The organism is Pseudomonas sp. CROZ-RG-20F-R04-15 (genome assembly GCF_022662375.1).
Classification (GTDB): domain Bacteria; phylum Pseudomonadota; class Gammaproteobacteria; order Pseudomonadales; family Pseudomonadaceae; genus Aquipseudomonas.
In genome coordinates this window covers 201723-227503 of the sequence record NZ_JAKNQL010000006.1, presented here as the reverse complement: position 1 = coordinate 227503, position 25781 = coordinate 201723, and the positions used below count along the sequence as shown (strand labels likewise).

The 25781-nt window shown below is 60.4% G+C and carries 22 protein-coding genes, 2 pseudogenes and 2 riboswitches; of the genes and pseudogenes, 16 read left to right on the top strand and 8 right to left on the bottom strand.

Features of this window, described 5'->3' with window-relative positions:
- Positions 1–29 precede the first annotated feature (29 nt).
- The 4 genes from cobM to L8H52_RS12035 form a co-directional block, all read right to left on the bottom strand.
- Positions 30–776, bottom strand: a complete 747-nt coding sequence (gene cobM, locus L8H52_RS12050; RefSeq protein ID WP_242207216.1) for a precorrin-4 C(11)-methyltransferase — start codon at positions 774–776, stop codon at positions 30–32.
- A gap of 80 nt (positions 777–856) precedes the next feature.
- Positions 857–1270, bottom strand: coding sequence for a cobalamin biosynthesis protein (locus L8H52_RS12045; protein WP_242207215.1), 414 nt, complete (start codon positions 1268–1270; stop codon positions 857–859).
- Positions 1267–1968 carry a CbtA family protein gene (locus tag L8H52_RS12040; RefSeq protein ID WP_242207214.1) on the bottom strand — a complete coding sequence of 234 codons (702 nt, stop codon included), beginning with the start codon at positions 1966–1968 and terminating at the stop codon, positions 1267–1269. The genes L8H52_RS12045 and L8H52_RS12040 overlap by 4 nt, the downstream gene beginning before the upstream one ends.
- Before the next feature lie 11 nt (positions 1969–1979).
- Positions 1980–2177: a CbtB domain-containing protein gene (locus L8H52_RS12035; protein ID WP_242207213.1), complete on the bottom strand. Its 198-nt coding sequence runs from the start codon at positions 2175–2177 to the stop codon at positions 1980–1982.
- A gap of 123 nt (positions 2178–2300) precedes the next feature.
- Positions 2301–2523, bottom strand: a riboswitch (cobalamin riboswitch).
- Positions 2524–3555: 1032 nt separating this feature from the next.
- Positions 3556–3768, top strand: a riboswitch (cobalamin riboswitch).
- Positions 3769–3866: 98 nt separating this feature from the next.
- Between L8H52_RS12035 and cobW the strand changes: the two genes are divergently transcribed.
- From cobW to L8H52_RS12000, 8 genes and pseudogenes are all read left to right on the top strand, one after another.
- Positions 3867–4940, top strand: a complete 1074-nt coding sequence (gene cobW, locus L8H52_RS12030) for a cobalamin biosynthesis protein CobW (protein ID WP_150709133.1) — start codon at positions 3867–3869, stop codon at positions 4938–4940.
- A gap of 3 nt (positions 4941–4943) precedes the next feature.
- The gene (cobN, locus tag L8H52_RS12025; RefSeq protein WP_242207212.1) at positions 4944–8792 is read left to right on the top strand and encodes a cobaltochelatase subunit CobN; all 3849 of its coding nucleotides are present in this window, start codon (positions 4944–4946) and stop codon (positions 8790–8792) included.
- Positions 8793–9015: 223 nt separating this feature from the next.
- Positions 9016–10017 carry an ATP-binding protein gene (locus tag L8H52_RS12020; RefSeq protein ID WP_242207211.1) on the top strand — a complete coding sequence of 334 codons (1002 nt, stop codon included), beginning with the start codon at positions 9016–9018 and terminating at the stop codon, positions 10015–10017.
- The gene (locus L8H52_RS12015) at positions 9999–10682 is read left to right on the top strand and encodes a VWA domain-containing protein (protein ID WP_242207283.1); all 684 of its coding nucleotides are present in this window, start codon (positions 9999–10001) and stop codon (positions 10680–10682) included. The genes L8H52_RS12020 and L8H52_RS12015 overlap by 19 nt, the downstream gene beginning before the upstream one ends.
- A gap of 169 nt (positions 10683–10851) precedes the next feature.
- Positions 10852–12498, top strand: coding sequence for a phospholipase D-like domain-containing protein (locus L8H52_RS12010; protein ID WP_242207210.1), 1647 nt, complete (start codon positions 10852–10854; stop codon positions 12496–12498).
- A gap of 297 nt (positions 12499–12795) precedes the next feature.
- Positions 12796–14355 carry a TerC family protein gene (locus tag L8H52_RS12005; protein WP_242207209.1) on the top strand — a complete coding sequence of 520 codons (1560 nt, stop codon included), beginning with the start codon at positions 12796–12798 and terminating at the stop codon, positions 14353–14355.
- A 142-nt stretch (positions 14356–14497) separates the two neighbouring features.
- Positions 14498–14596: pseudogene (locus L8H52_RS30520) on the top strand (plasmid stabilization protein); the annotation flags it as partial.
- Positions 14586–14687: pseudogene (locus L8H52_RS12000) on the top strand (type II toxin-antitoxin system mRNA interferase toxin, RelE/StbE family); the annotation flags it as partial. The pseudogenes L8H52_RS30520 and L8H52_RS12000, both read left to right, overlap by 11 nt.
- A gap of 12 nt (positions 14688–14699) precedes the next feature.
- Here the strand turns inward: L8H52_RS12000 and L8H52_RS11995 are convergent.
- Together L8H52_RS11995 and L8H52_RS11990 are read right to left on the bottom strand one after the other, a co-directional pair.
- Positions 14700–15167, bottom strand: coding sequence for a hypothetical protein (locus L8H52_RS11995; RefSeq protein WP_242207208.1), 468 nt, complete (start codon positions 15165–15167; stop codon positions 14700–14702).
- A gap of 56 nt (positions 15168–15223) precedes the next feature.
- On the bottom strand, positions 15224–15655 hold the full coding sequence (locus tag L8H52_RS11990) for a thioredoxin family protein (RefSeq protein WP_242207207.1): 432 nt from the start codon (positions 15653–15655) through the stop codon (positions 15224–15226).
- 337 nt (positions 15656–15992) lie between these two features.
- Between L8H52_RS11990 and L8H52_RS11985 the strand changes: the two genes are divergently transcribed.
- The 8 genes from L8H52_RS11985 to L8H52_RS11950 all read left to right on the top strand — a co-directional run bounded on the left by L8H52_RS11985 (position 15993) and on the right by L8H52_RS11950 (position 22739).
- Positions 15993–16841 carry a transporter substrate-binding domain-containing protein gene (locus tag L8H52_RS11985; protein WP_242207206.1) on the top strand — a complete coding sequence of 283 codons (849 nt, stop codon included), beginning with the start codon at positions 15993–15995 and terminating at the stop codon, positions 16839–16841.
- A gap of 51 nt (positions 16842–16892) precedes the next feature.
- On the top strand, positions 16893–17555 hold the full coding sequence (locus tag L8H52_RS11980; protein WP_003225455.1) for an amino acid ABC transporter permease: 663 nt from the start codon (positions 16893–16895) through the stop codon (positions 17553–17555).
- 9 nt (positions 17556–17564) lie between these two features.
- Positions 17565–18227 carry an amino acid ABC transporter permease gene (locus L8H52_RS11975; RefSeq protein WP_242207205.1) on the top strand — a complete coding sequence of 221 codons (663 nt, stop codon included), beginning with the start codon at positions 17565–17567 and terminating at the stop codon, positions 18225–18227.
- Positions 18224–19015 carry an amino acid ABC transporter ATP-binding protein gene (locus L8H52_RS11970; protein WP_242207204.1) on the top strand — a complete coding sequence of 264 codons (792 nt, stop codon included), beginning with the start codon at positions 18224–18226 and terminating at the stop codon, positions 19013–19015. The genes L8H52_RS11975 and L8H52_RS11970 overlap by 4 nt, the downstream gene beginning before the upstream one ends.
- Before the next feature lie 30 nt (positions 19016–19045).
- The gene (locus L8H52_RS11965) at positions 19046–19435 is read left to right on the top strand and encodes a RidA family protein (RefSeq protein ID WP_242207203.1); all 390 of its coding nucleotides are present in this window, start codon (positions 19046–19048) and stop codon (positions 19433–19435) included.
- Positions 19436–19646: 211 nt separating this feature from the next.
- On the top strand, positions 19647–20411 hold the full coding sequence (locus L8H52_RS11960; protein WP_242207282.1) for an IclR family transcriptional regulator: 765 nt from the start codon (positions 19647–19649) through the stop codon (positions 20409–20411).
- A gap of 42 nt (positions 20412–20453) precedes the next feature.
- Positions 20454–21668 (top strand): amino acid deaminase, encoded by a 1215-nt coding sequence (locus L8H52_RS11955; protein WP_242207202.1) that lies wholly within the window; start codon positions 20454–20456, stop codon positions 21666–21668.
- Between the two features lie 132 nt (positions 21669–21800).
- Positions 21801–22739, top strand: a complete 939-nt coding sequence (locus L8H52_RS11950; RefSeq protein WP_242207201.1) for a sugar kinase — start codon at positions 21801–21803, stop codon at positions 22737–22739.
- Positions 22740–22845: 106 nt separating this feature from the next.
- On the opposite strand, the gene L8H52_RS11945 is transcribed toward L8H52_RS11950, so the two are convergent.
- Positions 22846–23121, bottom strand: coding sequence for a peptidylprolyl isomerase (locus L8H52_RS11945; RefSeq protein ID WP_007912322.1), 276 nt, complete (start codon positions 23119–23121; stop codon positions 22846–22848).
- Positions 23122–23172: 51 nt separating this feature from the next.
- Positions 23173–25710 (bottom strand): PAS domain S-box protein, encoded by a 2538-nt coding sequence (locus tag L8H52_RS11940; protein ID WP_242207200.1) that lies wholly within the window; start codon positions 25708–25710, stop codon positions 23173–23175.
- Between the last annotated feature and the right edge of the window lie 71 nt (positions 25711–25781).

Sequence of the window (25781 nt, the reverse complement as noted above, 5' to 3'; positions counted from 1 at the left end):
TGGGAGCGAGCCTGCTCGCGAAGGGGGCGTTATGGGCGATAGAGATGTGCATGCCCGGCGCGATACAACGATGACTCGCTGAACACCTCACTGCCCAACACGCGCCCAACCAGAATCAACGCCGTACGCCGAAACCCTTTCGCCGCAACCTTCCCGGCAATATCCGCCAGCGTCCCCACCACCCAATCCTGATCCGGCCACGTCGCCCGGTGAATCACCGCAATCGGGCAATCCGCGCCGTAATGCGGCAGCAGCTCCGCCAGAATCTTTTCCAGATGGTTGACCCCCAGATGAATCGCCATCGTCGCGCCATGCTGCGCCAGACTGCCGAGTTCTTCGCCTGCCGGCATCGCGGTTTTATCGGCATACCGCGTCAGAATCACGCTTTGCGAGACGTCCGGGAGGGTCAGTTCCGCGCCAAGCAAAGCCGCACACGCTGCCGTCGCCGTCACACCGGGAATGATCTCGAACGGAATATTCAGCTCGCGCAGATAGCGAATCTGTTCACCAATCGCGCCATACAGGCTCGGATCACCGGAATGTACCCGCGCCACATCTTCGCCGTTGGCATGCGCGGTTTTGATCAGTTCGATGATCTGTTCCAGATGCAGTTCAGCGCTGTTCACAACGGTTTTTGCCTGATGACCGTCCAGCACCGCCGCCGGTACCAGCGAGCCTGCATAAATGATCACCGGGCAACTGCGAATCAGCCGTTGGCCTTTGACAGTGATCAGTTCCGGGTCGCCGGGGCCGGCGCCGATGAAGTAGACGGTCATGGTTGAATCCTGTGAAAAGGGGCAGGGCAATCGCTTCAGATGAAGATTGCTCATGATCAATGGCGGGGATTATCGGGAATTTATGCAGCGCCGGCCAATGCGAAGGTGGCCTGAGCGTATTTTTGTCGGGAAATCAGCAGTTTTGCCGGTGCCTGAATCAGCTGTTCGGCAAGGGCCAGCGCGGCACTTTCGGCGACGCCATAGCAACCGGTGCGTTCGTAGGCGATCTCGGAACGGTGGCTGAGTCGCTCCTGATAACTGGCCAATTCTTCGCTGCTGAAATACAGCAGCGGCAGCGCCAGTTGCGCGGCGAGTTCCTGTAAGCCGGGCTCATCGCGCTTCAGGTCGATGCTGGCCAAGGCCTTGACCGTTTGCAGCTCAATTCGATGCGCCTGTAACGCTTGATCAAGTAACGCGCGCAGCGTGCTGGCCGGGCAGCCGCGCTGGCAGCCCAGGCCGACCACGAAGGTCGGCGCTGGTCGGTCATTGGTCATGCGTGGTATTGACCAGCGCTTTTGCGGCGGAACAACCAGGCGCTGATCAGGCCCAGGGCCAGCCAGAACACTACGTTGGTCAGCTGCGAAGCGATTTTGAACTGAGCTTCCAATGCCTCGGGAGCGAGCATTGAATGCACTTGCGGCTGCGGTGCGCCGATCACGTGCGGCACGGCGAGGATTGCGACGCCGAGGACTTTCATCAGCCAATGACGGCTGAACGCGATCAATGACAGACCGACTGCGGTCGACGCGGCTGTACCGATCCACCACATCTGTCGCGAGGCCAGATCGGCGGCGGCAGTCCCCGGCAGTTCCGGCGGCAGGCCCAGAGTGGGTGCCAGCACGAATGTTGCGTAACCGGCCAGCCCCCAGAGCAGGCCTTGCGAGGTTTTGGTCGGCGCGCGCAGGGTGTACAGGCCCGCGAGCATCAGGGCGAAACCCACCGCAACCACCAGATTGCCGCCAGTGGTCGAGACCACGCGCTGCCAGCCATCTTCCGGCTCCCAGGCTTCGGCATCGTGGGTGTGGCCGGCCATGGCACCTTCGGCATGTTCATGCACGGCAACCGGTTCGGCTTTTTCAAAGGTTTCGGCCTGCAGAATCAGCGGCGAGACCCAAAAGCTTTGCAGCAGGGTGAGGAGCAGGGCGGCCAGCAGACCGGTGAAACCTGCGGTTTGCGCAATACGCTTGATCATGTCGGCAGGTCTCAGTGGCACGGGAACGCGGCGCTGTGGTGGGTATCGTGGGCGGCGTTGTGCACCGCTTCGATGTGCGAGAAACCAGCGAAGTAGACCAGGCTGGCGCCGAGAATCGACGCGAAGATCGCGGCGGTCAGGCGTTGGCTCAGGGTGGTGGTGCTGGCGATTTTGTCCGTGTTGCTGCCGGTGCTGCTGATGATCGACATGGCGCTTCCCTCTGGAGTGTCAGTGGGTGAATCGAGCGCATGAAAACCCCTGCGGGTCGGGCTCGCAGAGGTTCGAACAGCGCCCGCCCACCGCGGGTTTGTTATGTTCAGCTGCGCACGAGGTGCGGGCTGTGTGTTAAGGGCCGGTCTCCGGGCTCACGAGGGGTTGGCGTCAGGCCGACCTGCAAGCGTCTCCTTCCCATGCCTTGCTGACACAGTGGTTTTGACGCTTCGCTCGCTTACCGTTGCGGGGGCAGCACCGGACTGACATGGGCTTGAGTAAAGCACATGATTCACCGGTTTCCCGTTTCACCCTGTGAAGGGCACCCGTAACAAGGTGTGTAGGAGAGCATGGGGGTGGGGTTTTGGTCAATTTTTTGGGGTGGATCCGTTGCTGCGGGTGTTGCTGATCAGGGTTCCGCCCTTACGGCGGGTCACTTTTTCCAGACGCCGAAAAAGTAACCAAAAAGGCTTACTCCTGCGTGCGGCCCGCTCGCTGGGGCTCGGGGTTCCTTCGCTGCGGGATCGATCCGGGCGCAGCGCCTACGGTTTGCTTCGCTGCACCTCCTCTCGCTGTGTTTGGCTGCGCCAAACGGTCGCTGCGCTCCCACCCCCGGATCAATCCCTCCACTCAGCCTTCCGATGTCGCCCGTGGATCAAGATCAAAAGCAGGCGAGCTGACACTCGGCCTATTGAGTGGTGAAGAGCACGGCGCGCTTGGCTTTGGTTTTTGTGGTGTTCTCGCCCCTCACCCCAGCCCTCTCCCGAGGGAGAGGGCGCCGATTTGTGGGCTTTTCACGACCTGAGTTCAACGTGGTATCGCACGTCGGCGTACCTCGCCCAAACACCTCGATCAGTCCCATCTCCCTACGGGCGGTCCGACGTTTCGGGAGGGCTAGGGTGAGCGGCTTTTGATCTGTTTCAGAATCTGAGTTCGACTCGGTATTTCAAGTCGGCGTACCTCGCCCAAACACCTCGATCAGTCCCATCTCCCTACGGGCGGTCCGACATTTCGGGAGGGCTAGGGTGAGGGGCTCTTGATCTTGATCTGGCTTTTGATCTTTAGCCCCATCGGCAGGCCGAGCGTAGGTGTTCATCCGGGGATCAGGCGCGCAGCGCCGTGCGGCGAAGCCGTACACATCGAGAGGAGGTGCAGCGAAGCAAACCGGAGGCGATGTCCCCGGATCGACACCGTAGCGAGGGAACACTGAGCCTCAGCGAAGTGCCGTACGCCGGGGCAAAGCCTTTTGGGTTACCTTTTCGGCGTTTGGAAAAGGTGACTCGCTGTAAGAGCGAAACCGCCAGCGGCAGCGCCCGAAGCAACGGATATGCCCCCAATCCAAAAAAACCCAAACATTGACCCATAAGCAAGCCATGCGTAGCCTTGCACTTTCGAGGTTCTTCGGCCCACGCCGAAGCTAAGAAGGGAACGCGGTCAATGCCGCGGCTGCCCCCGCAACTGTGAACGGTGCTGTTCGCTGCCACGCCACTGCCAGCTCAATCGATGAGCCAGCGGGAAGGCGCAGCAAACGCCAGGCCCAACGCCTGAACACCGTCAGCCAGGAGACCTGCCTCGACACAGATTCTCACTACAACCGGGCGGGGTGATCCGGTGGCGAACGCTTCCGGCGCGCACGCGCGTGGCCGGTTCTCGTCCCGTATGCCCGCCGCTTGCCAAAGGGCATACCGATGAAAACACTGGCCAAACTCCCCGTCACCATCGTCACCGGCTTCCTCGGCTCGGGCAAAACCACATTGCTGCGGCACATGCTCGACAACGCCCAGGGCCGTCGTATCGCGGTGATCGTCAACGAGTTTGGCGAGTTGGGCATCGACGGTGAAATCCTCAAGCAATGCACCATCGGCTGCACCGAAGAAGAAGCCACCGGTCGCGTTTACGAACTGGCCAACGGCTGCCTGTGCTGCACCGTTCAGGAAGAGTTCTTCCCGGTGATGCGCGAACTGGTCGCGCGTCGCGGCGATCTCGACCACATCCTCATCGAAACTTCCGGTCTGGCCCTGCCAAAACCTTTGGTGCAAGCCTTCCAGTGGCCGGAAATCCGCAGCGCCTGCACCGTTGACGCGGTAATCACCGTGGTCGACAGCCCGGCCGTGGCTGCCGGCACCTTCGCCGCATTCCCGGATCAGGTCGATGCCCAGCGCAAACTCGATCCGAACCTCGACCACGAATCGCCACTGCACGAGTTGTTCGCCGACCAACTGGCCAGCGCCGACCTCGTCATCCTCAACAAGGCTGACCAGACCAGCCCGGAAGACCTCGCTCGCGTGCGCGCCGAAGTCGCCGAAGAACTGCCGCCAGCGGTAAAAATCATCGAAGCCAGCAACGGTCGTCTGCCGCTCGACGTGCTGATCGGCCTCGGCGCCGGCTCCGAAGAACACATCGACAGCCGCCACAGCCATCACGACCATCATCACGGTGAAGGCGATGACGACCACGACGATCACGATCACGACGCCTTCGATTCGATCTCGATCGAACTGCCGCAAGCCGACGAAAGCCTGCTGCTCGACGCGCTGACGCAACTGGTGGTCAAGCACGGCATCCTGCGTGTGAAGGGCTTTGCGGCGATTCCGAACAAGCCAATGCGCCTGCTGATCCAGGGTGTGGGCACGCGTTTTGACAAGCACTTCGACCGTCAGTGGGGCGCCGAAGAAGCGCGCGTGACCCGTCTGGTATTGATCGGCCAGCAACTCGACGCCGCGCAACTCGAAGCGCAACTGCGCGCCGCGCTCAGCGTTTAAATCATGCACCTGCTCAGGACTCAGCCCGGCGGATTCGTCTCGGATGACAACATTGCCGACCTTGGCCAAACCCCTGCCGAGCTGGTGATCCTGTGCAGCGGCGACTCCAGCCTGGCGCTGCTCGCTGAAGCCGCGCAGCAGTTGCCCGAGGATTATCCGAGCCTGCGTCTGGCCAATCCGATGCAGGTGCAGAATCACGCCTCGGTCGATCTGTACGTCGATGAAGTGCTGCGCCACGCCAAGGTGATCCTGATTTCGCTGCACGGCGGCATCGCCTATTGGCGCTATGGCGTGGAGCGCTTGGTCGAGTTGGCCGAGCGCGGTGTTCAGGTGATTCTGGTGCCGGGCGATGACCGTCCCGATCCGGAGCTCAGCGACTTGAGCACCGTCAATGCCCAAGATCGCGACCGCCTCTGGCAGTTCTTGCGCCAGGGCGGACTGGGTAATGCGCTGGATTTTTTCCGCTGCCTGGCTGATCGTTGGCTCGCCCGCGATTACGCCTGGGAAGAACCGCAAACCCTGCCGCGCACGGCGATTTACCACCCGAACAAAACCACCGCCGCACTGGGCGACTGGCAAGCCGAATGGCTGCCGGAAAACCCGGTGGCGGCGGTGCTGTTTTACCGCTCGCACCTGCAAGCGGCGAACACCGCGTTTATCGATGTGTTCTGCCAGCGCTTGCAGGCGGCGGGGCTTAACCCGTTGCCCATCGCGGTGGCCAGTCTGAAAGAACCCGGCTGCCTGACGGTGGTCGAGGATTGGCTGGACGAAGTCGAGGCAGGGGTGATTCTCAACACCACCGGGTTCGCCCAATCCAGCCCTGAGGCCCCGCACTTGCGGCCGTTTCGCCGCAACATTCCGGTGATTCAGGCGATCTGCGCGCAGGACAACGAGCCCGGCTGGCGCGCCAGCGAGCAGGGCCTTGGCCCGCGTGATCTGGCGATGCACATTGCCTTGCCGGAACTCGACGGGCGCATCATCAGCCGGCCGATCAGTTTCAAGGATCTGGCGTGGCGCAGTGAGCGTAGCCAGTCCGATGTGGTCTGCTACCGCGCACAACCCGAGCGCATGGATTTTGTCGCTGAACTGGCGCGGCGCTGGATCGATCTGGCGCGGGTGCCGAATGGCGAAAAGCGCATCGCGCTGATTCTCGCCAACTACCCGACCCGCGACGGACGCATCGGCAACGGCGTCGGCCTCGACACGCCGGCAGCGGCGCTGAATATCCTGCGGGCGTTGCAGGTTGAGGGTTATCCGGTCACCGCCGAGTTGCCGAACAGCGGCACCGAGTTGATCCAGCAATTGCTCGGTGGTGTCAGCAACGATCTCGACACGATTGACCTGCGCCCGTGCCAGCAAAGTCTGGCGATGGACGCTTACCTGACGATGTTCAACGCGCTGCCCGAAGCCAATCGCGCCGCTGTGTCAGAGCGTTGGGGATCACCGCAAAACGATCCGATGTGCCGCGACGGGCGCATGATGATCGCCGGCATTCGCTTCGGCCTGACCTTCGTCGGCATTCAACCGGCGCGTGGTTATCAGGTTGACCCGAGTGCGGTCTATCACGACCCGGATCTGGTGCCGCCGCACGCGTATCTCGCGTTCTATTTCTGGCTGCGCAATACCTACGGCGCCCACGGCGTGATTCACGTCGGCAAGCACGGCAACCTTGAATGGCTGCCGGGCAAAGGCGTCGGGCTCTCGGAGAACTGCTGGCCGGATGCGTTGCTCGGGCCGCTGCCGAACATCTATCCGTTTATCGTCAACGACCCGGGCGAGGGCGCTCAGGCCAAACGTCGCACGCAAGCGGTGATCATCGACCACTTGATGCCGCCGCTGACCCGCGCCGAAACCTATGGCCCGTTGCGCAACCTGGAACTGTTGGCCGACGAGTATTACGAAGCGCAACTGCTCGATCCGCGCCGCGCCCGCGAGTTGCAGCGCGACATTCTGCAACTGGTGCGTGAGACGCAGATCGACCGTGAACTGCAACTCGATGCCGGACTGGACAGCGACGCCGATGCGGCGATCTGGCTGCCACGTCTCGATACCTATTTGTGTGATCTGAAGGAATCGCAGATTCGCGATGGCTTGCACATTTTTGGCGAGTCACCGAGCGGGCGACTGCGCATTGATACGTTGTTGGCGCTTCTGCGTATCCCACGAGGTGACGGCAAAGGCGCGCAATCGAGTCTATTGCGAGCACTCGCCAAAGCGTTCGAACTGGGTTTCGATCCACTCGATTGTGCGTTGGCCGAGCCATGGACAGGCCCGCGTCCCGCAGTACTGCAATCGCAAAGCGACGAGTCCTGGCGCACCGCCGGCGACACCCGCGAACGCCTCGAACTGTTTGCTACGCAATTGATTTCCGAATCCCTGCAAATCCCCTGTGGGAGCGAGCCTGCTCGCGAAGGCGTCGTGTCAATCGCTATAAATTTACCTGACCCACCGCTTTCGCGAGCAGGCTCGCTCCCACAGGGGCCTGCGTGGGCTGAAGTCAGTGCAATCATCGACAATCTGCGCGAAGTCGTCGCCCCACGCCTGGATGCCTGCGGCCGCGCCGAAATGCGCGGCCTGCTCGACGCCCTCAGCGGCCGCTTCGTCCCCGCCGGCCCCAGCGGCGCACCCAGCCGTGGTCGACTCGACGTGCTGCCGACCGGCCGCAACTTCTACTCGGTCGACGTGCGCAACCTGCCGACCACCACCGCGTGGCGCATCGGTTTCCAGTCAGCAACGTTGATTCTCGAACGTCATCTCCAGGACCACGGTGATCACCTGCGCCAACTCGGATTATCCGTGTGGGGCACCGCCACCATGCGCACCGGCGGCGACGACATCGCCCAGGCCATGGCGCTGATGGGCGTGCGTCCGGTGTGGGCCACTGGCAGTCAACGCGTCGACGATTTCGAGATTCTGCCGTTGAGCCTGCTCGATCGTCCGCGCGTCGATGTCACGTTGCGCGTCTCCGGATTTTTCCGCGATGCCTTCGCCAACCTGATCCGCCTGTTCGACGCAGCCGTGCAAGCAGTGGCCGCGCTGGACGAGCCGGACGATCTCAATCCGCTGGCGGCAAAAGTGCGCGCCGAGCGCGAGTCGCTGCTGCAATCGGGTCTTGATGAAGAAACGGCGCGGCGTCAGGCCGGCTGGCGGATCTTCGGCGCCAAACCCGGTGCCTACGGCGCAGGCGTGCAAGGCGCCATCGACGGTCGCTTGTGGCAGAGCCGCGAGGATCTGGCCGAGGTTTACCTGAACTGGGGCGCTTACGCCTATGGCGGTTCCGACGAAGGCACGGCCGCCCGTGAACAATTCGTCCAGCGCCTGAGTCAGGTGCAAGCGGTGCTGCAGAATCAGGACAATCGCGAGCACGACCTGCTCGATTCCAACGACTATTACCAATTCCAGGGCGGCATGCTGGCGGCTGTGGAAACCCTGCGTGGCGAAGCGGCGGCCAGTTATCACGGCGATCATAGTCAACCGGATCTGCCGAAGATTCGTACCCTTAAAGAAGAGCTGAATCGGGTGATTCGCTCGCGAGCGGCCAATCCGAAATGGATCGACGGGGTCAAGCGCCATGGCTATAAAGGCGCATTCGAACTGGCGGCGACGGTTGATAACCTGTTTGCGTTTGACGCCACTACGCAGTTGATCGACGACCACCAGTACGCGTTGTTGGCGGATGCCTATTTGCTCGATCCGGCGACGCGGGATTTTGTCCGTGAGCACAATCCGCATGCGCTGCGGGATATGACCGAGCGCATGCTGGAGGCGCAGCAGCGGGGGATGTGGCAGGAACCGGGGGCTTATAAAGAGGCGCTGGAGAATCTGTTGCTGGATATAGAGGAAGATGTTTAGCCAGTCAAAAGCTACCCTCATCCCAGCCCTCTCCCGGAGGGAGAGGGGGCCGGTTTTCGTTGGTTTTTACGCCGGAGTTCAACTCGATAATTCAGGTCGGCGTAACTCGCCAGAACAACTCGGTCAGTTCCCTTTCCCTTTGGGAGAGGGCTAGGGTGAGGGCCACCCAACTGACACCCCACAACACTCAAGCACACCAAAGACCACGACAGAGAAAACCCAAATGACCGACACCCCGCATTTCCCGCTCTCCGCCGTGGTCGGCGCCGATGACATGAAACTCGCCCTGTGCCTCACCGCCATCGACCCGAAAATCGGCGGCGTGCTGATCGAAGGTCCGCGCGGCATGGCCAAATCCACGCTGGCCCGTGGCCTGGCCGATCTGCTCGCCAGTGGTCAATTCGTCACCTTGCCGCTGGGCGCCACCGAAGAACGTCTGGTCGGCACTCTCGACCTCGACGCCGCCCTCAGCGAGGGCCGCGCGCAGTTTTCGCCGGGGGTGCTGGCCAAGGCTGACGGTGGTGTGCTCTACGTCGATGAAGTCAATCTGCTGCCGGATCACCTCGTCGATCTGCTGCTCGACGTTGCCGCCAGCGGCACCAACCTGATCGAGCGCGACGGTATTTCCCATCGACATTCGGCGAAGTTCGTGCTGATCGGCACCATGAACCCCGAAGAAGGCGAGTTGCGCCCGCAACTGCTTGACCGCTTTGGCTTGAACGTCGTCCTCAGTGGTCACACAGTGCCGACCGACCGCGGGCAGATCATCCGTCGACGTCTGGATTTCGACTGCGATCCGCAAGCGTTCTGCGCACAGTGGGAAACACAGCAACAAGCGTTGCGCGAACGTTGCGAACACGCCCGCGATGCCTTGGCCAGTATTGCGCTGGACGACGCTGCACTGGCACAGATCACCGAACGTTGTTTCGCCGCCGGCGTCGATGGTCTGCGTGCCGACCTGGTCTGGTTGCGCGCGGCGCGTGCCCACGCGGCATGGCGCGGAGCTAAGGAAATTGGCGAAGAGGATATTGACGCCGTGGCCGAGTTTGCCCTGCGTCATCGGCGTCGCGAGCAAGCGCCATCGAGTCCGCAGCAACCTGCCCAGTCGCCGGCCGAAACTCAGGCCTCGTCGAGCGAAGGGCAGGGCCAGTGGGGCGACATGCCGGCGCCCGCGCTCGCCACGGGCGCCCGTCGAGAAGTGCCGAGCTGGCCAAAAAAGCCTTAGGCATTCGCCCCCGATCCGCAGCGGGGGCGAATGCCAGACCTCGCGCGGGACGGCTGGACAACGGACGCCAAGGCAAGCGTCATGCCGCTCGTGGCGGGACGGTGAACTGGCCGGGCACGCTGCTCAACGGGCGTCCTCGGGTGCGTGGAGATCTGCTGTTTCAACTGCGTACGCGTTCGCCGCATGAGTTGTGGCTGGTGATCGTCGATGCGTCGGCCTCGACGCGGCGTCATCAGGCTTTGAGCGATGCCAAAGGCCTGCTCGCACAACTGTTCGATGACGCTTACCGCCAGCGCGCGCGGCTGGCATTGCTGACCGCCAGTGGTTCGGCGCCGCAATGGCAGGTCCAAGGGTCGAAAGCGTCCAGCGGTTTGCGTACCTGGCTGGAGGCTTTGGGGGCCGGTGGCGGTACGCCGTTACTGGCGGCACTGGTGCAGGCCGAGCAATGGCTGGCGGTGCGGCGCAAGCGCTTTCCTGCCGAGCAGCAGCGGTTGCTGGTGGTGACCGATGGGCGTTTGAAGCAATGGTCGGGACTGCCGGCGCTGGCGTGTCCGGGCTTGTTGATCGATATCGAGCGCGGGCCGATTCGGTTGGGCCGGGCGCGGGATCTGGCTGAGGCGCTGGGGTCAGACTATCGACATATCGATGAGCTGATTTCTCTCTAGGATTTTCCGGGATTGATCGGCCGTCTTCGCGAGCAGGCTCGCTCCCACCCTGGAATGCGTTCAAATGTGGGAGCGAGCCTGCTCGCGAATGCATCACCTCGGTTTTTCATTTAAACACTTCCGCATCCCTGCTCTATGCTGCACCCAGCCCAATCACAAGGAGTGAGCGATGCGCGTACTGGTCAAAAATCTCGCGGACGATTTCCGCGTCAAAGCCTACGCCGGTACCAACGGCGTGCTGCTGGCCATCGACTTGGCCGAGCCCCGCCGCAAAGGCCTGCTGGGGTTTGCCATCGAAAAGCAGCAAGGCGCCAAACCCTGGTTGTTTCTGTTCAACAGCCTGACCTTCCCTGGCAAGGCGCACACGTTTCCCCAGTTCCACGCCACCCCGAGCGATATCGCCCCATTGCAGAAATTTCGCTGGGCGGATTACGCGGTCAATCCGGGCATGACCCTTCACTATCGGGTGCACCTGGCCTACGGCACGGCCGATGCCGTGCAGTTGGGCGAGTCGCTGGAGCTGACGATCACTTCCGATGACGGTCACCCGAGCAACCAAAGCGTGATATTCAATCGCGCCGTTGCCGCCAGTCAGGCGTTCCAGCGCAAGTTTCCCGATCTCGACGCGCAGATCAGCGCCAATAAAAACATGCCGATCGAAGCCTGGCCCGATGCGGCCCGCCAGTGGCTGGAAAACGGCTTGCTCGGGCGCTTGCTGGGTTTTATCGAGCGCGCCGTCGATCAGCAATGGGCGCTGGACATTGCCATCTATGAATACCAATTGCAGGCGATTGTCGATGCGGTGAACGCGGCGTTCGCGCGGGGCGTAACAGTGCGGGTGCTGTATCACGCCCGGCCGGATGACGAAGACACCACGATCAACGAGGCGAGTCTGGCGGCGCTGCCGCTCGCGAGCAAACGCGGACGGGTAACCCATAACATTTTTCACAACAAATTCATCGTTCTGAGTCGCGTCGATGGCAGCGGCGAGCATCAGCCTGCAGCGGTGCTGTGTGGCAGTACCAACTTCACCGCCAACGGGGTCTATCGTCAGGCCAACGTGGTGCATGTGCTGGACGATGAATCGATCGCCGCCAGCTATCGGCAAACGTTTGAGCAAATCTGGGCGCGCCCGGACGACGTCGGCGCAACCCGTGACTGGATCACCGAACACAATCCGATGAATCCGCAGCAACCTTTGTTCGCGGGGTTTTCACCGCGTACCGGCGGGGCCGATCTGCAGGAATTCGTGCGGATCATCAGCGCGGCAAAAAAGGACGTGCTGTTCGTTACGGCGTTTTCGCTGCCGGACGCGATTCTCAATGCTTTGCTCGGCCAGCCCCACGATGACATTCTGCGTTATGGCCTGCAGAACACCGCCAGCCGGATTACCGGATTCCACGCCGACCGCAGCGCCGAATTCGCCGCCACCGCGCTGCTCAATACCGGGCTGGAAGGCTGGCTGCGCGAGAACATGAAAGGCCAGAAAGGCAATCTGCTGGTGCATACCAAAGCGGTGGTCACTGACTTCACCACAGACTCCCCGACGATCATCAGCGGCAGCCACAACCTCAGTGCTTCGGCCAGCAATGGCAATGATGAAAACTACCTGATCATTCGTGGCGACAGCGATCTGGCGGATCGTTATGGCCTGGAATTGCTGCGGTTCTATGAACATTACCGGTTTCGTTATTTCGCGAAGAAACTGGCGTTGAAACAGGTGAGTCCGTTGGCCGTGGATGACAGTTGGACCAGTGATTACTACGTCGAGGGGGATTTGCGGCAGTTGTCGCGGTTGCGTTTTGCCGGCCGCTGATACCGTACCTACAGAGGTATTCGGTGCGGATTACAGATTTTGAAATGATTTGCCGCTGTAGGAAATGTTCCCAGTGCCTGTACGCTCCAAGGCCATTTTTCATTCAGGATCTACATGAACACCCTCTCGGAGCCTCCCAGTTACCGCTTCCCCTCGCGCCACGGCGCGGTCTTGACGCACTCGCAACATCCGGTTTTCCGACATCCGACTATTGTTGCCAACGAGGCCCCAGAGCCTTCGCGTTGCACTTTGCCGTGTCCGGCAGCCTGAATTAACCGAGAGAGATAGAGACGTTTTATGGAATGGTTAGCGGATCCCACAGCCTGGTTAGGCTTGTTGACTTTGATCGTGCTGGAACTGGTGCTGGGTATCGACAACCTGGTGTTCATCGCAATTCTTGCGGACAAACTGCCGCCGCATCAGCGTGACCGTGCACGGATTATCGGTCTGTCGCTGGCGCTGATCATGCGCCTGGGCCTGTTGGCGAGTATTTCCTGGCTGGTGACCCTCACGCAGCCGTTGTTCGAGGTATTCGACAAGAGCTTCTCCGGCCGTGACCTGATCATGCTGTTCGGTGGTGTGTTCCTGTTGTTCAAGGCGACCATGGAATTGCACGAACGCCTTGAAGGCCACGTCGGCGAACGCACCACCAACAGCGCTTATGCGATGTTCTGGCCGATCGTTGCGCAGATCGTGGTACTCGACGCGGTGTTCTCGCTGGATGCGGTGATCACCGCCGTGGGCATGGTCGATGAACTGGCGGTGATGATGATCGCCGTGATCATCTCGATTGGCTTGATGATCGTCGCCAGCAAGCCGCTGACGCGCTTCGTCAACGCGCACCCGACGGTCATCATGTTGTGTCTGGGCTTCCTGATGATGATCGGTTTTGCCCTGACGGCCGAAGGTCTGGGCTTCCACATTCCGAAAGGCTATCTGTATGCCGCCATCGGTTTCTCGATTCTGATCGAGGTGTTCAACCAGATCGCCCGGGCCCGGCGCAAGCGCTCGATGCAAGGCTTGCGACCGATCCGTGAGCGCACGGCGCACGCAGTCATGCGTTTGCTGGGCGGGCGCAAACTGGCGGCGGAAGAAGTGGGCGAGGAGATTTCCGACCTGCTCGACGACGGTGACGCGCCAAGCGCGGAGCTGTTCGACCGTCGCGAACGGGTGATGATCAGCGGCGTGCTGCAACTGGCCGAGCGCCCGATTCGCGGGCTGATGACCGTGCGTGCCGATGTCGACACGATTGATCTGGCCGATGACCGCGAGGCGATTCGGACCCGCCTGATGCATTCGTCCTACTCGCGGCTGCCGTTGATTCGTAATGGTGCGGTGGATGAGCCGTTGGGCTTCGTGCACAAGAAGGAACTGCTCAAGGAATACCTGGCCGGCACCGAGCCGAACCTGGAACATTTGGCGCGCAAGACCATCAACCTGCTCGACAGTTATTCGATCCTCAACGCACTGGAACAGATGCGCGCAGCCTCGACGCACATCGCCTTTGTAGTCAACGAATTCGGTGATTTTGTCGGTGTGTTGACCATGACCGACATCCTCGAATCGATTGCCGGTGAGCTGCCGGATGCCAGCGAAATCGAAGGCCCGGACGTGGTCGAGGAGCAGGGCGGGTTTATGGTCAGCGGTGCGCTGAACCTGGCGCGTGTACGCCAGCGCACCGGGTTTGGTGCTGAGCCGACCGAGGACTATCAGACCATGGCCGGGTTGGTGATGAGCCTGCTCGACCGCTTGCCGGTCATCGGTGATCGTCTGGAACTTGAAGGCTGGCAGATGACGGTCAAAGCCGTGGAAGAGCGGCGGGTGACCCGGGTGTTGTTGGTCCGCGCGCCAGCGTAATCCTAGAGCTCTCTACTGACTGTGCCGGCCTCTTCGCGAGCAAGCTCGCTCCCACATTGGAACGCGTTTCAAATGTGGGAGCGAGCCTGCTCGCGAATGCTTGGGTTCGGGCACCGCAGTATTCACTGATGAAAAGTGTTAAGAGGCCATGATGACGCGGCTTGATGATCTGGAGTTGATCGCGCTTTGCAAGGAGCGAGAAAACGACCCCACCATCAAGGTCTCGATAGATGACCTATGAGCTGGAGTTTTCTGATAAGGCCTGGAGAGAATGGGAGAAGCTGGGAGCTGGCCTACGAGATCAGTTCAAGAAAAAACTAGCTGAGCGGCTGTTGACGCGGGGTTTATCCCCTTGCACCGAACAAGGATCGCCACCACGCGAAGATTTGCCCCAGGATGTTTCCCGATGGCTTCTTTTCCAGTTTAAATAGCGCCAGACTGCCAAATTGCGAAGTAGCGACCCCGGTTTCTGCTTTCGTCTCAAGTTTTACGGTGGCTCCGGTTGTGCCGGGCGGCGCTTCGGTCCAGTCGGTCAACACTTGCCAGTTCGATGCGTTTTCGAGCGGCAGCGCAAGTACCTTTCCAGATGGGTGTAGCGTCAATGTCACGCACGCCGTGAAGCCTGGCTCAGTCTTCATTCTGGCAGACAGCACATATTCCTCTTCGGCTGCAGATGGGAAAATGATCTCCTGACTGACGTATCCGGGTGAAGTGATGTTGCAGTCACCCTTGTTAAACTGCACATGCTCTGGATGCGCGACTGACCAATATTCTGCGTCGCAGAACTCGCCATTTCTGATCAAATTCGTCATGTCCTATCCCTCTCTAAGACTTTTTGGTTCACGCTGTTTCGAAACCTTCAACCCGTTCAGCAATGACTCCGCAGACGCGCACGGGCAACGGTGCGCAAAGTGCGAAGTGTCTGCCGCAACCAAGACAGATCATGCGTTCGCTTGCGGGGCGCAATGGGCGCTTTGGTCTTGCCGACGTGCTCGGCGAAATCCCGTGCGAGGGTTTCTTCGGTGCCGATGCCTTTGAGTTTTTTCACCAGTCTGCCGTTCTTGTAAAACAGCACGGTGGGTGTTCCGGTGACCAGCGGATGGCGCGCTGTTTCTCTGGAATTGAGCATGTAAATATTGGCGCGATGCCGATACGGCTCGGCCGTCTGACGAAAGATCGGCCCGGCCCACTCGCAGGCGGGGCAATGTTCGTTGGCGAAATACAGGATTACCGGTCGCCAGGTTTTCAGGGCTTTGCGGTAGGTGGGGGCCAACGTGGAGAGAGGGATATTCGCACTCATGAGAATCTCCTTTTCGAGTACAGCAACACCTATAGACGGTAATCCAGTGCAAGCCATACGCCTACTGTCAGAGTTGACAGGTGTAACCCGCCTGGTTTTGTGCCATGCGCCCCGAAATGTGGCGCGAATACCCGGAGTGTGTGGCCAACGGTAGCGTGTATTAACCGCGCTCTTGGTAACGACGCGACTGTCCCTTTCTGCATCTCTTTGATTTCGAAAACATTTAGATCTTCTGCAGATTCTCATCCGATCCTGTGGCACACTTTCTGCTGTCTATTCCGTAGTAACAAACCGTGTTCCGGTATAGCGGAATAAACACAATTCTGGAGTGCTTGCCATGCATCGCCGTCCTTCGTTGTTCAATGCTTGTGTTTTTGTTCTTGCGGCTTCGTCCGCTGTCATGGGTATGGCCCAGGCAGCCGACAGCAAGCTCGACAGTGTTCTGGCCCGTGGCAAATTGATTGTCGGCACGGGCAGCACCAATGCGCCGTGGCACTTTCAGGGCGCGGACGGCAAGTTGCAGGGCTTTGATATCGACATCGCCAGAATCGTCGCCAAGGGGCTGTTCAACGACCCGAGCAAAGTCGAGTTTGTCGTGCAGTCGTCCGATGCGCGGATTCCCAATCTGCTCACCGACAAGGTCGACATGAGCTGCCAGTTCATCACCGTTACCGCCAGCCGCGCGCAGCAAGTAGCGTTCACGCTGCCGTACTACCGCGAAGGCGTCGGCCTGTTGCTGCCGAACAACAGCAAGTACAAGGAAATCGAAGACCTGCAAGCTGCTGGTGACAGCGTCACCGTGGCGGTACTGCAAAACGTCTATGCCGAAGAACTGGTGCATCAGGCACTGCCCAAAGCCAAGGTCGATCAGTACGACAGCGTCGACTTGATGTATCAGGCAGTTAACTCCGGCCGCGCCGATGCCGCCGCTACCGATCAGTCGTCGGTCAAATACCTGATGGTGCAGAACCCTGGCCGCTACCGCAGCCCAAGCTATGCGTGGAGCCCGCAAACCTACGCGTGTGCGGTTAAACGCGGCGATCAGGACTGGCTGAATTTCGTCAACACCGCGTTGCATGAAGCCATGACCGGCGTTGAGTTCCCGACCTACGCCGCCTCGTTCAAACAATGGTTTGGTGTAGATCTGCCGTCGCCTGCGATCGGTTTCCCCGTCGAATTCAAATGATCCCGTGAGAGCGGGACGATTCCCGTCGCCCCGCTCAAGGTACTGCTGACCATGAACTATCAGTTGAACTTTGCCGCCGTGTGGCGCGATTTCGACACCTTGCTGGCGGGGCTCGGTCTGGGTCTTGAACTGGCCTTGGTGTCGATCGCCATCGGCTGCGTGATCGGCCTGCTGATGGCGTTTGCCTTGCTCTCCAAGCATCGCGCCTTGCGGGTGCTGGCCTCGGTGTACGTCACGGTGGTGCGTAACACGCCGATCCTGGTGTTGATTCTGTTGATCTACTTTGCGCTGCCGAGTCTGGGGATTCGTCTGGACAAGATCCCCTCGTTCATCATTACGTTGTCCCTGTATGCCGGGGCGTACCTGACCGAAGTGTTCCGTGGCGGTTTGCTGAGCATTCCAAAAGGACAGCGTGAGGCCGGGCTGGCCATTGGTCTCGGCGAGTGGCAGGTCAAAGCTTACGTCACCGTGCCGGTGATGCTGCGCAACGTGCTGCCGGCGCTGTCGAACAACTTCATTTCGCTGTTCAAGGACACCTCGCTGGCCGCCGCGATTGCGGTGCCGGAGCTGACCTATTACGCGCGCAAGATCAACGTCGAAAGCTACCGGGTGATTGAAACCTGGCTGGTGACCACGGCGTTGTATGTCGCTGCCTGTTACCTCATTGCCATGCTGCTGCGTTACCTCGAGCAGCGTCTGGCGATCCGCCGATAGGAGGCCGCAATGTACGAATCTCCCAGTTGGTTACATGAATTGTGGATCGCGCGCGAACCGCTGTGGCAGGGCTTTCTGACCAGTGTGCAAGTGTCGGCGCTGGCGATTCTGCTCGGCACGATGCTTGGCGTCGTCGCCGGGCTGGTGCTGACGTACGGCAAGTTCTGGATGCGCGCGCCGTTTCGCTTCTACGTCGACCTGATTCGCGGCACGCCGGTGTTTGTACTGGTGCTGGCCTGCTTTTACATGGCACCGGCGCTCGGTTGGCAGATCAGCGCGTTTCAGGCCGGCGCCCTGGGCCTAACGCTGTTCTGCGGCTCGCACGTTGCCGAGATTGTGCGTGGCGCGCTGCAAGCCTTGCCGCGTGGGCAGATGGAGGCGAGCAAAGCCATCGGCCTGACGTTTTACCAATCACTCGGTTACGTGCTGTTGCCTCAGGCACTGCGGCAGATCCTGCCGACCTGGGTCAACTCGTCCACGGAAATCGTCAAGGCCTCGACCTTGCTCTCGGTGATCGGCGTCGCCGAATTGCTCCTCAGCACCCAACAGATCATCGCCCGGAACTTCATGACCCTGCAGTTCTACCTGTTCGCCGGTTTTCTGTTCTTCGTCATCAACTACGGCATCGAATTACTCGGCCGGCACATTGAAAAGCGGGTGGCCTTGCCATGACTCAAGCTCACGTTTCCCCACAAAATCAGGCGTTGCTGGACATTCGCGGCCTGCATAAACAGTACGGCGCGGTCGAAGTGCTCAAGGGTGTCGACCTGAGCATGCAGCGCGGCAACGTGGTCACGCTGATCGGCTCCAGCGGATCGGGCAAGACCACACTGCTGCGTTGCGTGAACATGCTCGAAGAGTTCCAGGGCGGGCAGATCCTGCTCGACGGCGAATCCATCGGCTATGACGAGGTCAACGGCAAGCGTGTGCGGCATGCGGAAAAAGTCATTGCCCGCCATCGCGCGATGACCGGCATGGCCTTCCAGCAATTCAACCTGTTCCCGCATTTGACCGCGTTGCAGAACGTCACTTTGGGCCTGCTCAAGGTCAAGAAGATGCACAAGGACGAAGCCGTCGTGCTCGCGGAAAAATGGCTGGAGCGCGTTGGCCTGCTGGAGCGACGCAATCACTTTCCCGGTCAGTTGTCGGGTGGTCAGCAACAGCGCGTGGCGATCGCCCGGGCGATTGCGATGAACCCGAGTCTGATGCTGTTCGATGAGGTCACCTCGGCCCTCGATCCGGAGCTGGTCGGCGAAGTACTCAACGTGATCAAGGGCCTCGCTGAAGACGGCATGACCATGTTGCTGGTGACCCACGAAATGCGATTCGCTTTCGAGGTCTCGGACAAAATCGTTTTCATGAATCAGGGGCGGATCGAAGAGCAGGGGCCTCCCAAGGATCTGTTCGAACGCCCGCAATCGCCGCGTCTGGCTGAGTTTCTGAAAAGCACGCGGTTTTAATCTTACGTTTTCAAATCAGGAGAAATACCCATGAGCATTACGCGTTACGGCACCGGCAGCACCGCCGCTGGCGGCCAGCCACGGCCATTCGCTCGCGCCGTTGAAGCGGATGGCTGGCTGCACGTGTCCGGTCAGGTACCGGCGGTGGATGGCGAGATCATTGTCGGCGGCATCGTCGAGCAGACCCACCAGACCATGAAGAACCTGATCGCGATTCTCGAAGAGGCCGGTTATGGCCTGGAAGATGTCGTGCGTGCCGGCGTGTGGCTGGACGATCCACGGGATTTCAGCAGTTTCAACAAGGTCTTCGGCGAGTACTTCAGACCTGAACATGCGCCGGCACGGGCGTGTGTGCAGGCGAGCATGATGGTTGATTGCAAGGTCGAGATAGATTGCATCGCGTACAAGAAGAAGATCTGAGTGAAGCTTTCCCCTCACCCTAGCCCTCTCCCGGAGGGAGAGGGGACTGATCTGTATCGATGCGGATTTTTGCGTATGACGCTTACATGTGCATCGATACGGTCAGGCTCCCTCTCCCTCTGGGAGAGGGCGGGGGGTGAGGGCAGCAATGTCACTGACACAACACCAAGGGCCAGTTACCATCCGGCGACTTTGAATGGAAACCACTGAAATGACCGAAGACACCATCAAACGCCGGGCTCGCGGTCTGGACCGGGCGTTCGATATCCTCGATTTCCTCAAGGAAATCGGCCAGCCGCTGCGTCCGAACGACATCGCCAACGGCATCGGCAGTCCGAAATCCACGGTCTACGAACTGGTCGCTTCGCTGCTGGAACGACGGATTCTGGAACCGGTGGGCAAGGACGGTCACGTCTATCTCGGCCGGCAGTTGTACTTTCTCGGTCAGGCGCACCTGCGCCATTTCGACCTCAGCCGCGAGGCCGATCACGCCTTGCAGGAAATCGTCAGCCAGACCCATGAAACCGCGCAGATGTGCCTGCTCAACGGGCGCAAATACACGGTGGCACTGATGAAGGAGGGCGAACGGCATTTCCGCATTTCCTCCGACATCGGTGAAAACGCGCCAATCCCGTGGACCGCATCCGGACGCCTGTTGCTCGCACACCTGAGCGATCAGCAGATCATCGACCTCATCGACGAGGACGATTACATCCTGCCCGACGGCGAGCGTTTGCCATTGGAGCGTTTTCTCGGCGAAATCCGCCAGGCCGGCATCGATGGATTTTTCTCCTTCGACAGTGTTGCCGACACCTTTACCCATTGCTTCGCTGCCCCGGTCAAAGACCCTCAAGGCGTAGCGATTTGCACCTTGTGCATCGTCGCCCCACGGGCCGATGCGAAGACCAATTACAACGACTATCGCCGGGTTCTGATCGAGAGCGCCAACAGCCTCGCCCGGCGCATCAACGAATAATCGCGGCTGCCTGCGGCCGCGTAAAAAGTGAGGAGTTCGACCATGACGACTGCCATCAATACTGCTGTGGAAAAGGGCGACGCGGCCATTGGCGCGCACCTGACGCGTGACGTCAGCCTGCCGGCGCTGGTGCTGCATCGCGAGGCGCTGGAGCACAACATTCGCTGGATGCAGAAGTTCGTCAGTGAGAGCGGTGCGCAACTTGCGCCCCACGGTAAAACCAGCATGACCCCGGCACTGTTCAAGCGACAGCTCGACGCCGGCGCGTGGGGCATCACCCTCGCCAGCGCGACCCAGACTCGTGCCGCTTACGCCCATGGCGTGCGCCGCGTGCTGATGGCCAACCAATTGGTCGGCACGCCGAACATGGCGTTGATCGCCGAGCTGCTCGCCGATCCCGCGTTCGATTTCTATTGCATGGTCGATCACCCGGACAACGTTGCCGATCTCGGTGCCTACTTCGCCTCGCGTGGCGTGAAGCTGAATGTGATGATCGAATACGGCGTGGTCGGCGGACGTTGTGGTTGCCGCAGCGAGCAGGAAGTCATCGAACTGGCCAAGGCCATCAGCGCGCAACCGGCGCTGGCCCTGACCGGTATCGAAGGCTACGAAGGGGTGATTCACGGCGATCACGCGGTCAGCGGCATTCGTGAATTTGCCGCGTCGTTGGTGCGTCTGGCCGTGCAGTTGCAGGACAGCGGTGCGTTTGCCATCGGCAAGCCGATCATCACTGCCTCGGGTTCAGCCTGGTACGACCTGATTGCCGAATCGTTCGAAGCACAGAACGCGGCCGGGCGTTTCCTCAGCGTGTTGCGTCCGGGCAGTTACGTCGCCCACGACCATGGCATCTACAAAGAAGCCCAGTGCTGCGTGCTCGACCGCCGCAGTGATTTGCTCGAAGGTTTGCGTCCGGCGCTGGAAGTCTGGGCCCACGTGCAATCGTTGCCGGAGCCGGGTTTCGCGGTGATTGCACTGGGCAAGCGTGATGTCGCGTTCGATGCCGGTTTGCCGGTGCCGTTGTTGCGTTACAAGGCCGGTGTGGTGCCAGCGGTGGGCGAAAATGTCGGTGCGTGCAAGGTCACGGCGGTGATGGATCAGCACGCGTTCATGACGGTGGCGCCGGGCGTTGAGTTGCGTGTGGGTGACATCATTTCCTTCGGCACTTCGCATCCGTGTCTGACGTTCGACAAGTGGCGTGTGGGGTTGTTGGTGGATGAGCAGTTGTCGGTGATCGAGAGCATGGAGACTTGTTTCTAAAGCTTGAGACCGAGTCGCGGCCATTCGCGAGCAAGCTCGCTCCCACAGGGGAATGCATTCCAAATTGTGGGAGCGAGCCTGCTCGCGAAGACGCCAGTCCAGACACCATCGATCAACCAGAGACAGCACAAAATGAACACCCTCAGCCCCCTGGGCCCGAACACCCCGCGCATCGCCCTGATCGGCGAGTGCATGATTGAACTGCAGCAACGCGCCGACGGCAGCCTGCAGCAAAGCTTCGGCGGTGACACCCTGAATACCGCGGTGTACCTGTCCCGCGCAATGGGCGAAAAGGCGCAGGTCGATTACGTCACCGCACTGGGCGACGACAGCTTCAGCGATGCCATGTGCCAGATCTGGACCAGTGAAGGTATCGGCCTCGATTTGGTGCAACGCCTGCCGGGTCGCTTGCCGGGCTTGTATTGCATCCAGACCGACGCCAACGGCGAACGTCGTTTCCTTTACTGGCGCAACGAAGCGGCGGTTCGCGATTGTTTCACCACCCCGGCAGCCGAACCGATTCTGGCGGCGTTGCCGGATTACGATGTGCTGTATTTCAGCGGCATTACTCTGGCGGTGCTCGGTGCGAAGGGCCGTGAGCGATTGATCGAGACCCTGATCGAAGCGCGTCAGCGCGATGCTCGGATTGTCTTCGACAACAACTACCGCCCGCGCTTGTGGGCTTCGGCGGACGAGGCGCGCGAGGCCTATCGCAGCGTATTGCCGTACGTTGATCTGGCGTTATTGACGGTGGATGACGAACAGGCGCTGTTCGGGTTTGCCGATTTCGAGGAGGTATTTGCCGCTTATGCGCAGTTTGGCACGCCGGAAGTGGTGCTCAAGCGTGGCGCTGTAGCTTGTTTGATTCGCTGTGATGGCGAGTCATTCGAGGTGCCAGCGCAGAGGGTTGAAACGGTGGTGGACACGACGGCGGCGGGGGATTCTTTCAGTGCGGCGTATCTGGCCAGCCGGTTGCTGGGAGGCAGTCCGGCGGAAGCGGCCGAGGCAGGGCATCAGTTGGCCAGTCGGGTGATTCAGGTGCCGGGTGCATTGATTCCGAAACAGGCTTGAATGGCCGCTTGCTGCGCAATCGATCGCGAGCAGGCTCGCTCCCACAGGGGAATGCATTCCAAATGTGGGAGCGAGCCTGCTCGCGAAGAGGCCCTGGAGCCAAGCACTAATCGCGGTAAAACACCTGCACCAAGTGATACCCGAACTTGCTCTTGATCGGCCCATGCACGGTACGCAGCGGCTTTTTGAAGATCACCGCATCAATCGCCCCGACCATTTGCCCAGGCCGCACTTCACCCAGGTCGCCGCCGCGTTTGCCGGACGGGCAGGTGGAAAATTTCTTCGCCAGCACATCAAACGCTTCACCCTTGGCGATGCGTTGTTTGAGCTGTTCAGCCTCTTCGGCGGTTTTCACCAGAATGTGGCGGGCTTGGGCTTTCATCGTGCGGTACCTGATAACGGGGTGACGGCGGGGCGCGGATTATGCCTCAAGTCACGGGGTTTGGCTGAGCATCATGCGGATCTTGCTGGCCAGCAGCTCAATGGCAAACGGTTTGGCGACCATGTCCATGCCGTCCTCGAGAAAGCCCTGACGCTCGGCGGCTTTCTGCGCGTAACCGGTCATGAACAGCACCTTGAGGCCCGGTCGATGCTGACGGGCGATTTCCGCCAGTTGCCGGCCATTCATGCCGGGCAGGCCGACGTCGGTGACCAGCAGATCCACGCGCAGATCGGACTCCAGCAAGGGCAGGGCGGTCTTCGCGTCTTCGGCTTCATAGGCTTGATAACCCAACTCCCTGAGCAGGTCGAGCACCAGCATGCGCACGGCCGGGTCATCTTCGACGACCATCACGGTTTCACCTGTGGCCGTCGTCGGCACTTGTTCGAGCGGCACAATCGTTGGACGCTCCGGTTCGATACCGTAGAGGCGCGGCAAGTACAGACGCACGCAAGTGCCCTGGCCGGGCAAGCTATCAAGGCTGACATGCCCGCCCGACTGCTGGGCAAAACCATAAATCATCGACAATCCCAGCCCGGTGCCCTGGCCTATGGGCTTGGTGGTGAAGAACGGATCAAAAGCCTTGGAACGCACCGAGGGCGTCATCCCGCTGCCGTTGTCGCTGACCGCCAGCATCAGGTAATCGCCGGCCTTGACCGGTTCCAGCGTGGTGATGTCACTGCCATCGAGATACACGTTGGCAGTTTCAATCACCAGCTCGCCGCCATCAGGCATCGCATCCCGGGCATTGATGACCAGGTTAAGCAGGGCGTTTTCCAATTGGCTGACGTCGGTGCTGACCGGCCATACATTCTCGGCCAGACGCAGTTCGAGTTCGATCGGATCGCCCTTGGTCCGGCGGATCAGGTCTTCCAGCGAATGCACCAGTTCATTGACGTTGAGAGTTTTGCGATCCAGCGACTGTCGCCGCGAAAATGCCAGCAGACGATGAGTCAGCGCTGCCGCTCGGTTGGCCGATGACACCGCCGCTTCGGTAAAACGACCAATCTCGTCGGCCCGGCCATTGGCAATGTAGCGCTGCATCAAATCCAGACTGCCGATGATCCCGGTGAGCATGTTGTTGAAGTCGTGGGCGATACCGCCGGTGAGCTGACCGACCGCCTCCATTTTCTGCGCGTGGCGCAAGGCATCTTCGGCGCGCTCGCGTTCGAACATCTCGTTCTGCAAGCGCTGGTTGGCCTGCGCCAGTTGTTCGGTGCGAGCGCTGACCCGTTCTTCGAGGGTTTCGTTGAGATTACGCAAGGCTTCTTCGGTCTTCTTGCGCTCGGTCTCGTCGATGACAAAGATGTAGAAACCATTCACGGCGCCGTCCGCCCCGTAACGTGGCAGGTAATTCATCAGCGCGTGGCGGCTGCTGCCATCGCGGTGCGGGGTGTAGAGACTAAATGAGCACGGTCTGCCGGCCAGAGCTTCGGCAATGTAAGGCAGGCGCAAAAAATAGGCTTCTTCACCGATGACGTCACGAATCGTGCGGCCGTAAAGCTCTTGCGGCGTGAGCCCGTACCAGTCGAGATAGGCGGCATTGTTCAGGCGAAAGCGTTCTTCGCGGTCGACATAACTGATCAAAATCGGCATGGCGTTGATGATCAGTTGCAGCTCGGTCTGGCTCTGCCGCAAGGCCTGTTCGGTATGTTTGCGCTCGGTCAGATCCAGTGCTGCCCCGAGGAAACGCGTAGGCCGGCCATGATGATCCTTGTAGCAACGTCCACGAGCGAATACCCAGCGCACCTCGCCATCCGCCTGCAACAAGCGATATTCCTCGGCGTATTCGGTGCCATGGGTGATGCAGTGTTTGATGCTGCGCGCGATCATCGCGCGGTCTTCAGGGTGCACGCCTTGCAAGTAATCGCTGATTGGCAACTGGCCAGACAGACCGGGATCGACGCCATGCAGTTGGGCGAAATGCGCATCGGCAATAAAGCGGTCTTCGCCAATATCCCAATCCCAAGTGCCGACGGCATCGGTCGCGGCGAGGGCCAGTTGCAGACGTTCCTCGGTTTCGCGTTGGGCCTTGAGGCTTTCTTCGGAGCGTCGCTGCAGTTCCAGTGCGATGCGTCGGCGTTCGTTGGTTTCGATGGCCGTCACCAGAATTCCGGCCACTTGCGCGGTTTCATCGCGAATCGGGCTATAGGTCAGATCCAGCCAGAAGTCGGATTCTTTACCGTCACGCTGCAGAGTGAACCGCCTTTCGCTGTAGGTGCGCACCTGGCCTTGTAGGACTGCTCTGTAAATGGGGTCGGTAAACTCTTGAAGTTCTGGCCAGATCTGGTGCGCAGGCTGTCCGAAAGCGTGCGGATGCTTGTGCCCGGCGAGCAGGGCGAACCCGTTGTTGTAGATCTGCGTGAGCTGCGGGCCCCACAACAACAGCATCGGCATGGGCGAGTGAATCACGATGTCCACCGCCGTACGCAGGCTCTGCGGCCAGTTGCCGGCAGCACCCAGCGGGCTACGGCTCCAGTCGGTGCGGGCGATCAGTGCCTGAGCGTCGTCGGTGTTCGGTACAGCATTCATTACTTCAGTCCTGAGCGTGGTTCGGTGAGGCGACGTCTATCATTGTTGCAGTTGATCTGCGCCAGGCGCAG

Excerpts from the sequence above, each read along its gene's own strand:
- cobM (WP_242207216.1), bottom strand. The coding sequence starts at position 776 with ATGACCGTCTACTTCATCGGCGCCGGCCCCGGCGACCCGGAACTGATC.
- L8H52_RS12045 (WP_242207215.1), bottom strand. The coding sequence starts at position 1,270 with ATGACCAATGACCGACCAGCGCCGACCTTCGTGGTCGGCCTGGGCTGC.
- L8H52_RS12040 (WP_242207214.1), bottom strand. The coding sequence starts at position 1,968 with ATGATCAAGCGTATTGCGCAAACCGCAGGTTTCACCGGTCTGCTGGCC.
- L8H52_RS12035 (WP_242207213.1), bottom strand. The coding sequence starts at position 2,177 with ATGTCGATCATCAGCAGCACCGGCAGCAACACGGACAAAATCGCCAGC.
- cobW (WP_150709133.1), top strand. The coding sequence starts at position 3,867 with ATGAAAACACTGGCCAAACTCCCCGTCACCATCGTCACCGGCTTCCTC.
- cobN (WP_242207212.1), top strand. The coding sequence starts at position 4,944 with ATGCACCTGCTCAGGACTCAGCCCGGCGGATTCGTCTCGGATGACAAC.
- L8H52_RS12020 (WP_242207211.1), top strand. The coding sequence starts at position 9,016 with ATGACCGACACCCCGCATTTCCCGCTCTCCGCCGTGGTCGGCGCCGAT.
- L8H52_RS12010 (WP_242207210.1), top strand. The coding sequence starts at position 10,852 with ATGCGCGTACTGGTCAAAAATCTCGCGGACGATTTCCGCGTCAAAGCC.
- L8H52_RS12005 (WP_242207209.1), top strand. The coding sequence starts at position 12,796 with ATGGAATGGTTAGCGGATCCCACAGCCTGGTTAGGCTTGTTGACTTTG.
- L8H52_RS11995 (WP_242207208.1), bottom strand. The coding sequence starts at position 15,167 with ATGACGAATTTGATCAGAAATGGCGAGTTCTGCGACGCAGAATATTGG.
- L8H52_RS11990 (WP_242207207.1), bottom strand. The coding sequence starts at position 15,655 with ATGAGTGCGAATATCCCTCTCTCCACGTTGGCCCCCACCTACCGCAAA.
- L8H52_RS11985 (WP_242207206.1), top strand. The coding sequence starts at position 15,993 with ATGCATCGCCGTCCTTCGTTGTTCAATGCTTGTGTTTTTGTTCTTGCG.
- L8H52_RS11980 (WP_003225455.1), top strand. The coding sequence starts at position 16,893 with ATGAACTATCAGTTGAACTTTGCCGCCGTGTGGCGCGATTTCGACACC.
- L8H52_RS11975 (WP_242207205.1), top strand. The coding sequence starts at position 17,565 with ATGTACGAATCTCCCAGTTGGTTACATGAATTGTGGATCGCGCGCGAA.
- L8H52_RS11970 (WP_242207204.1), top strand. The coding sequence starts at position 18,224 with ATGACTCAAGCTCACGTTTCCCCACAAAATCAGGCGTTGCTGGACATT.
- L8H52_RS11965 (WP_242207203.1), top strand. The coding sequence starts at position 19,046 with ATGAGCATTACGCGTTACGGCACCGGCAGCACCGCCGCTGGCGGCCAG.
- L8H52_RS11960 (WP_242207282.1), top strand. The coding sequence starts at position 19,647 with ATGACCGAAGACACCATCAAACGCCGGGCTCGCGGTCTGGACCGGGCG.
- L8H52_RS11955 (WP_242207202.1), top strand. The coding sequence starts at position 20,454 with ATGACGACTGCCATCAATACTGCTGTGGAAAAGGGCGACGCGGCCATT.
- L8H52_RS11950 (WP_242207201.1), top strand. The coding sequence starts at position 21,801 with ATGAACACCCTCAGCCCCCTGGGCCCGAACACCCCGCGCATCGCCCTG.
- L8H52_RS11945 (WP_007912322.1), bottom strand. The coding sequence starts at position 23,121 with ATGAAAGCCCAAGCCCGCCACATTCTGGTGAAAACCGCCGAAGAGGCT.
- L8H52_RS11940 (WP_242207200.1), bottom strand. The coding sequence starts at position 25,710 with ATGAATGCTGTACCGAACACCGACGACGCTCAGGCACTGATCGCCCGC.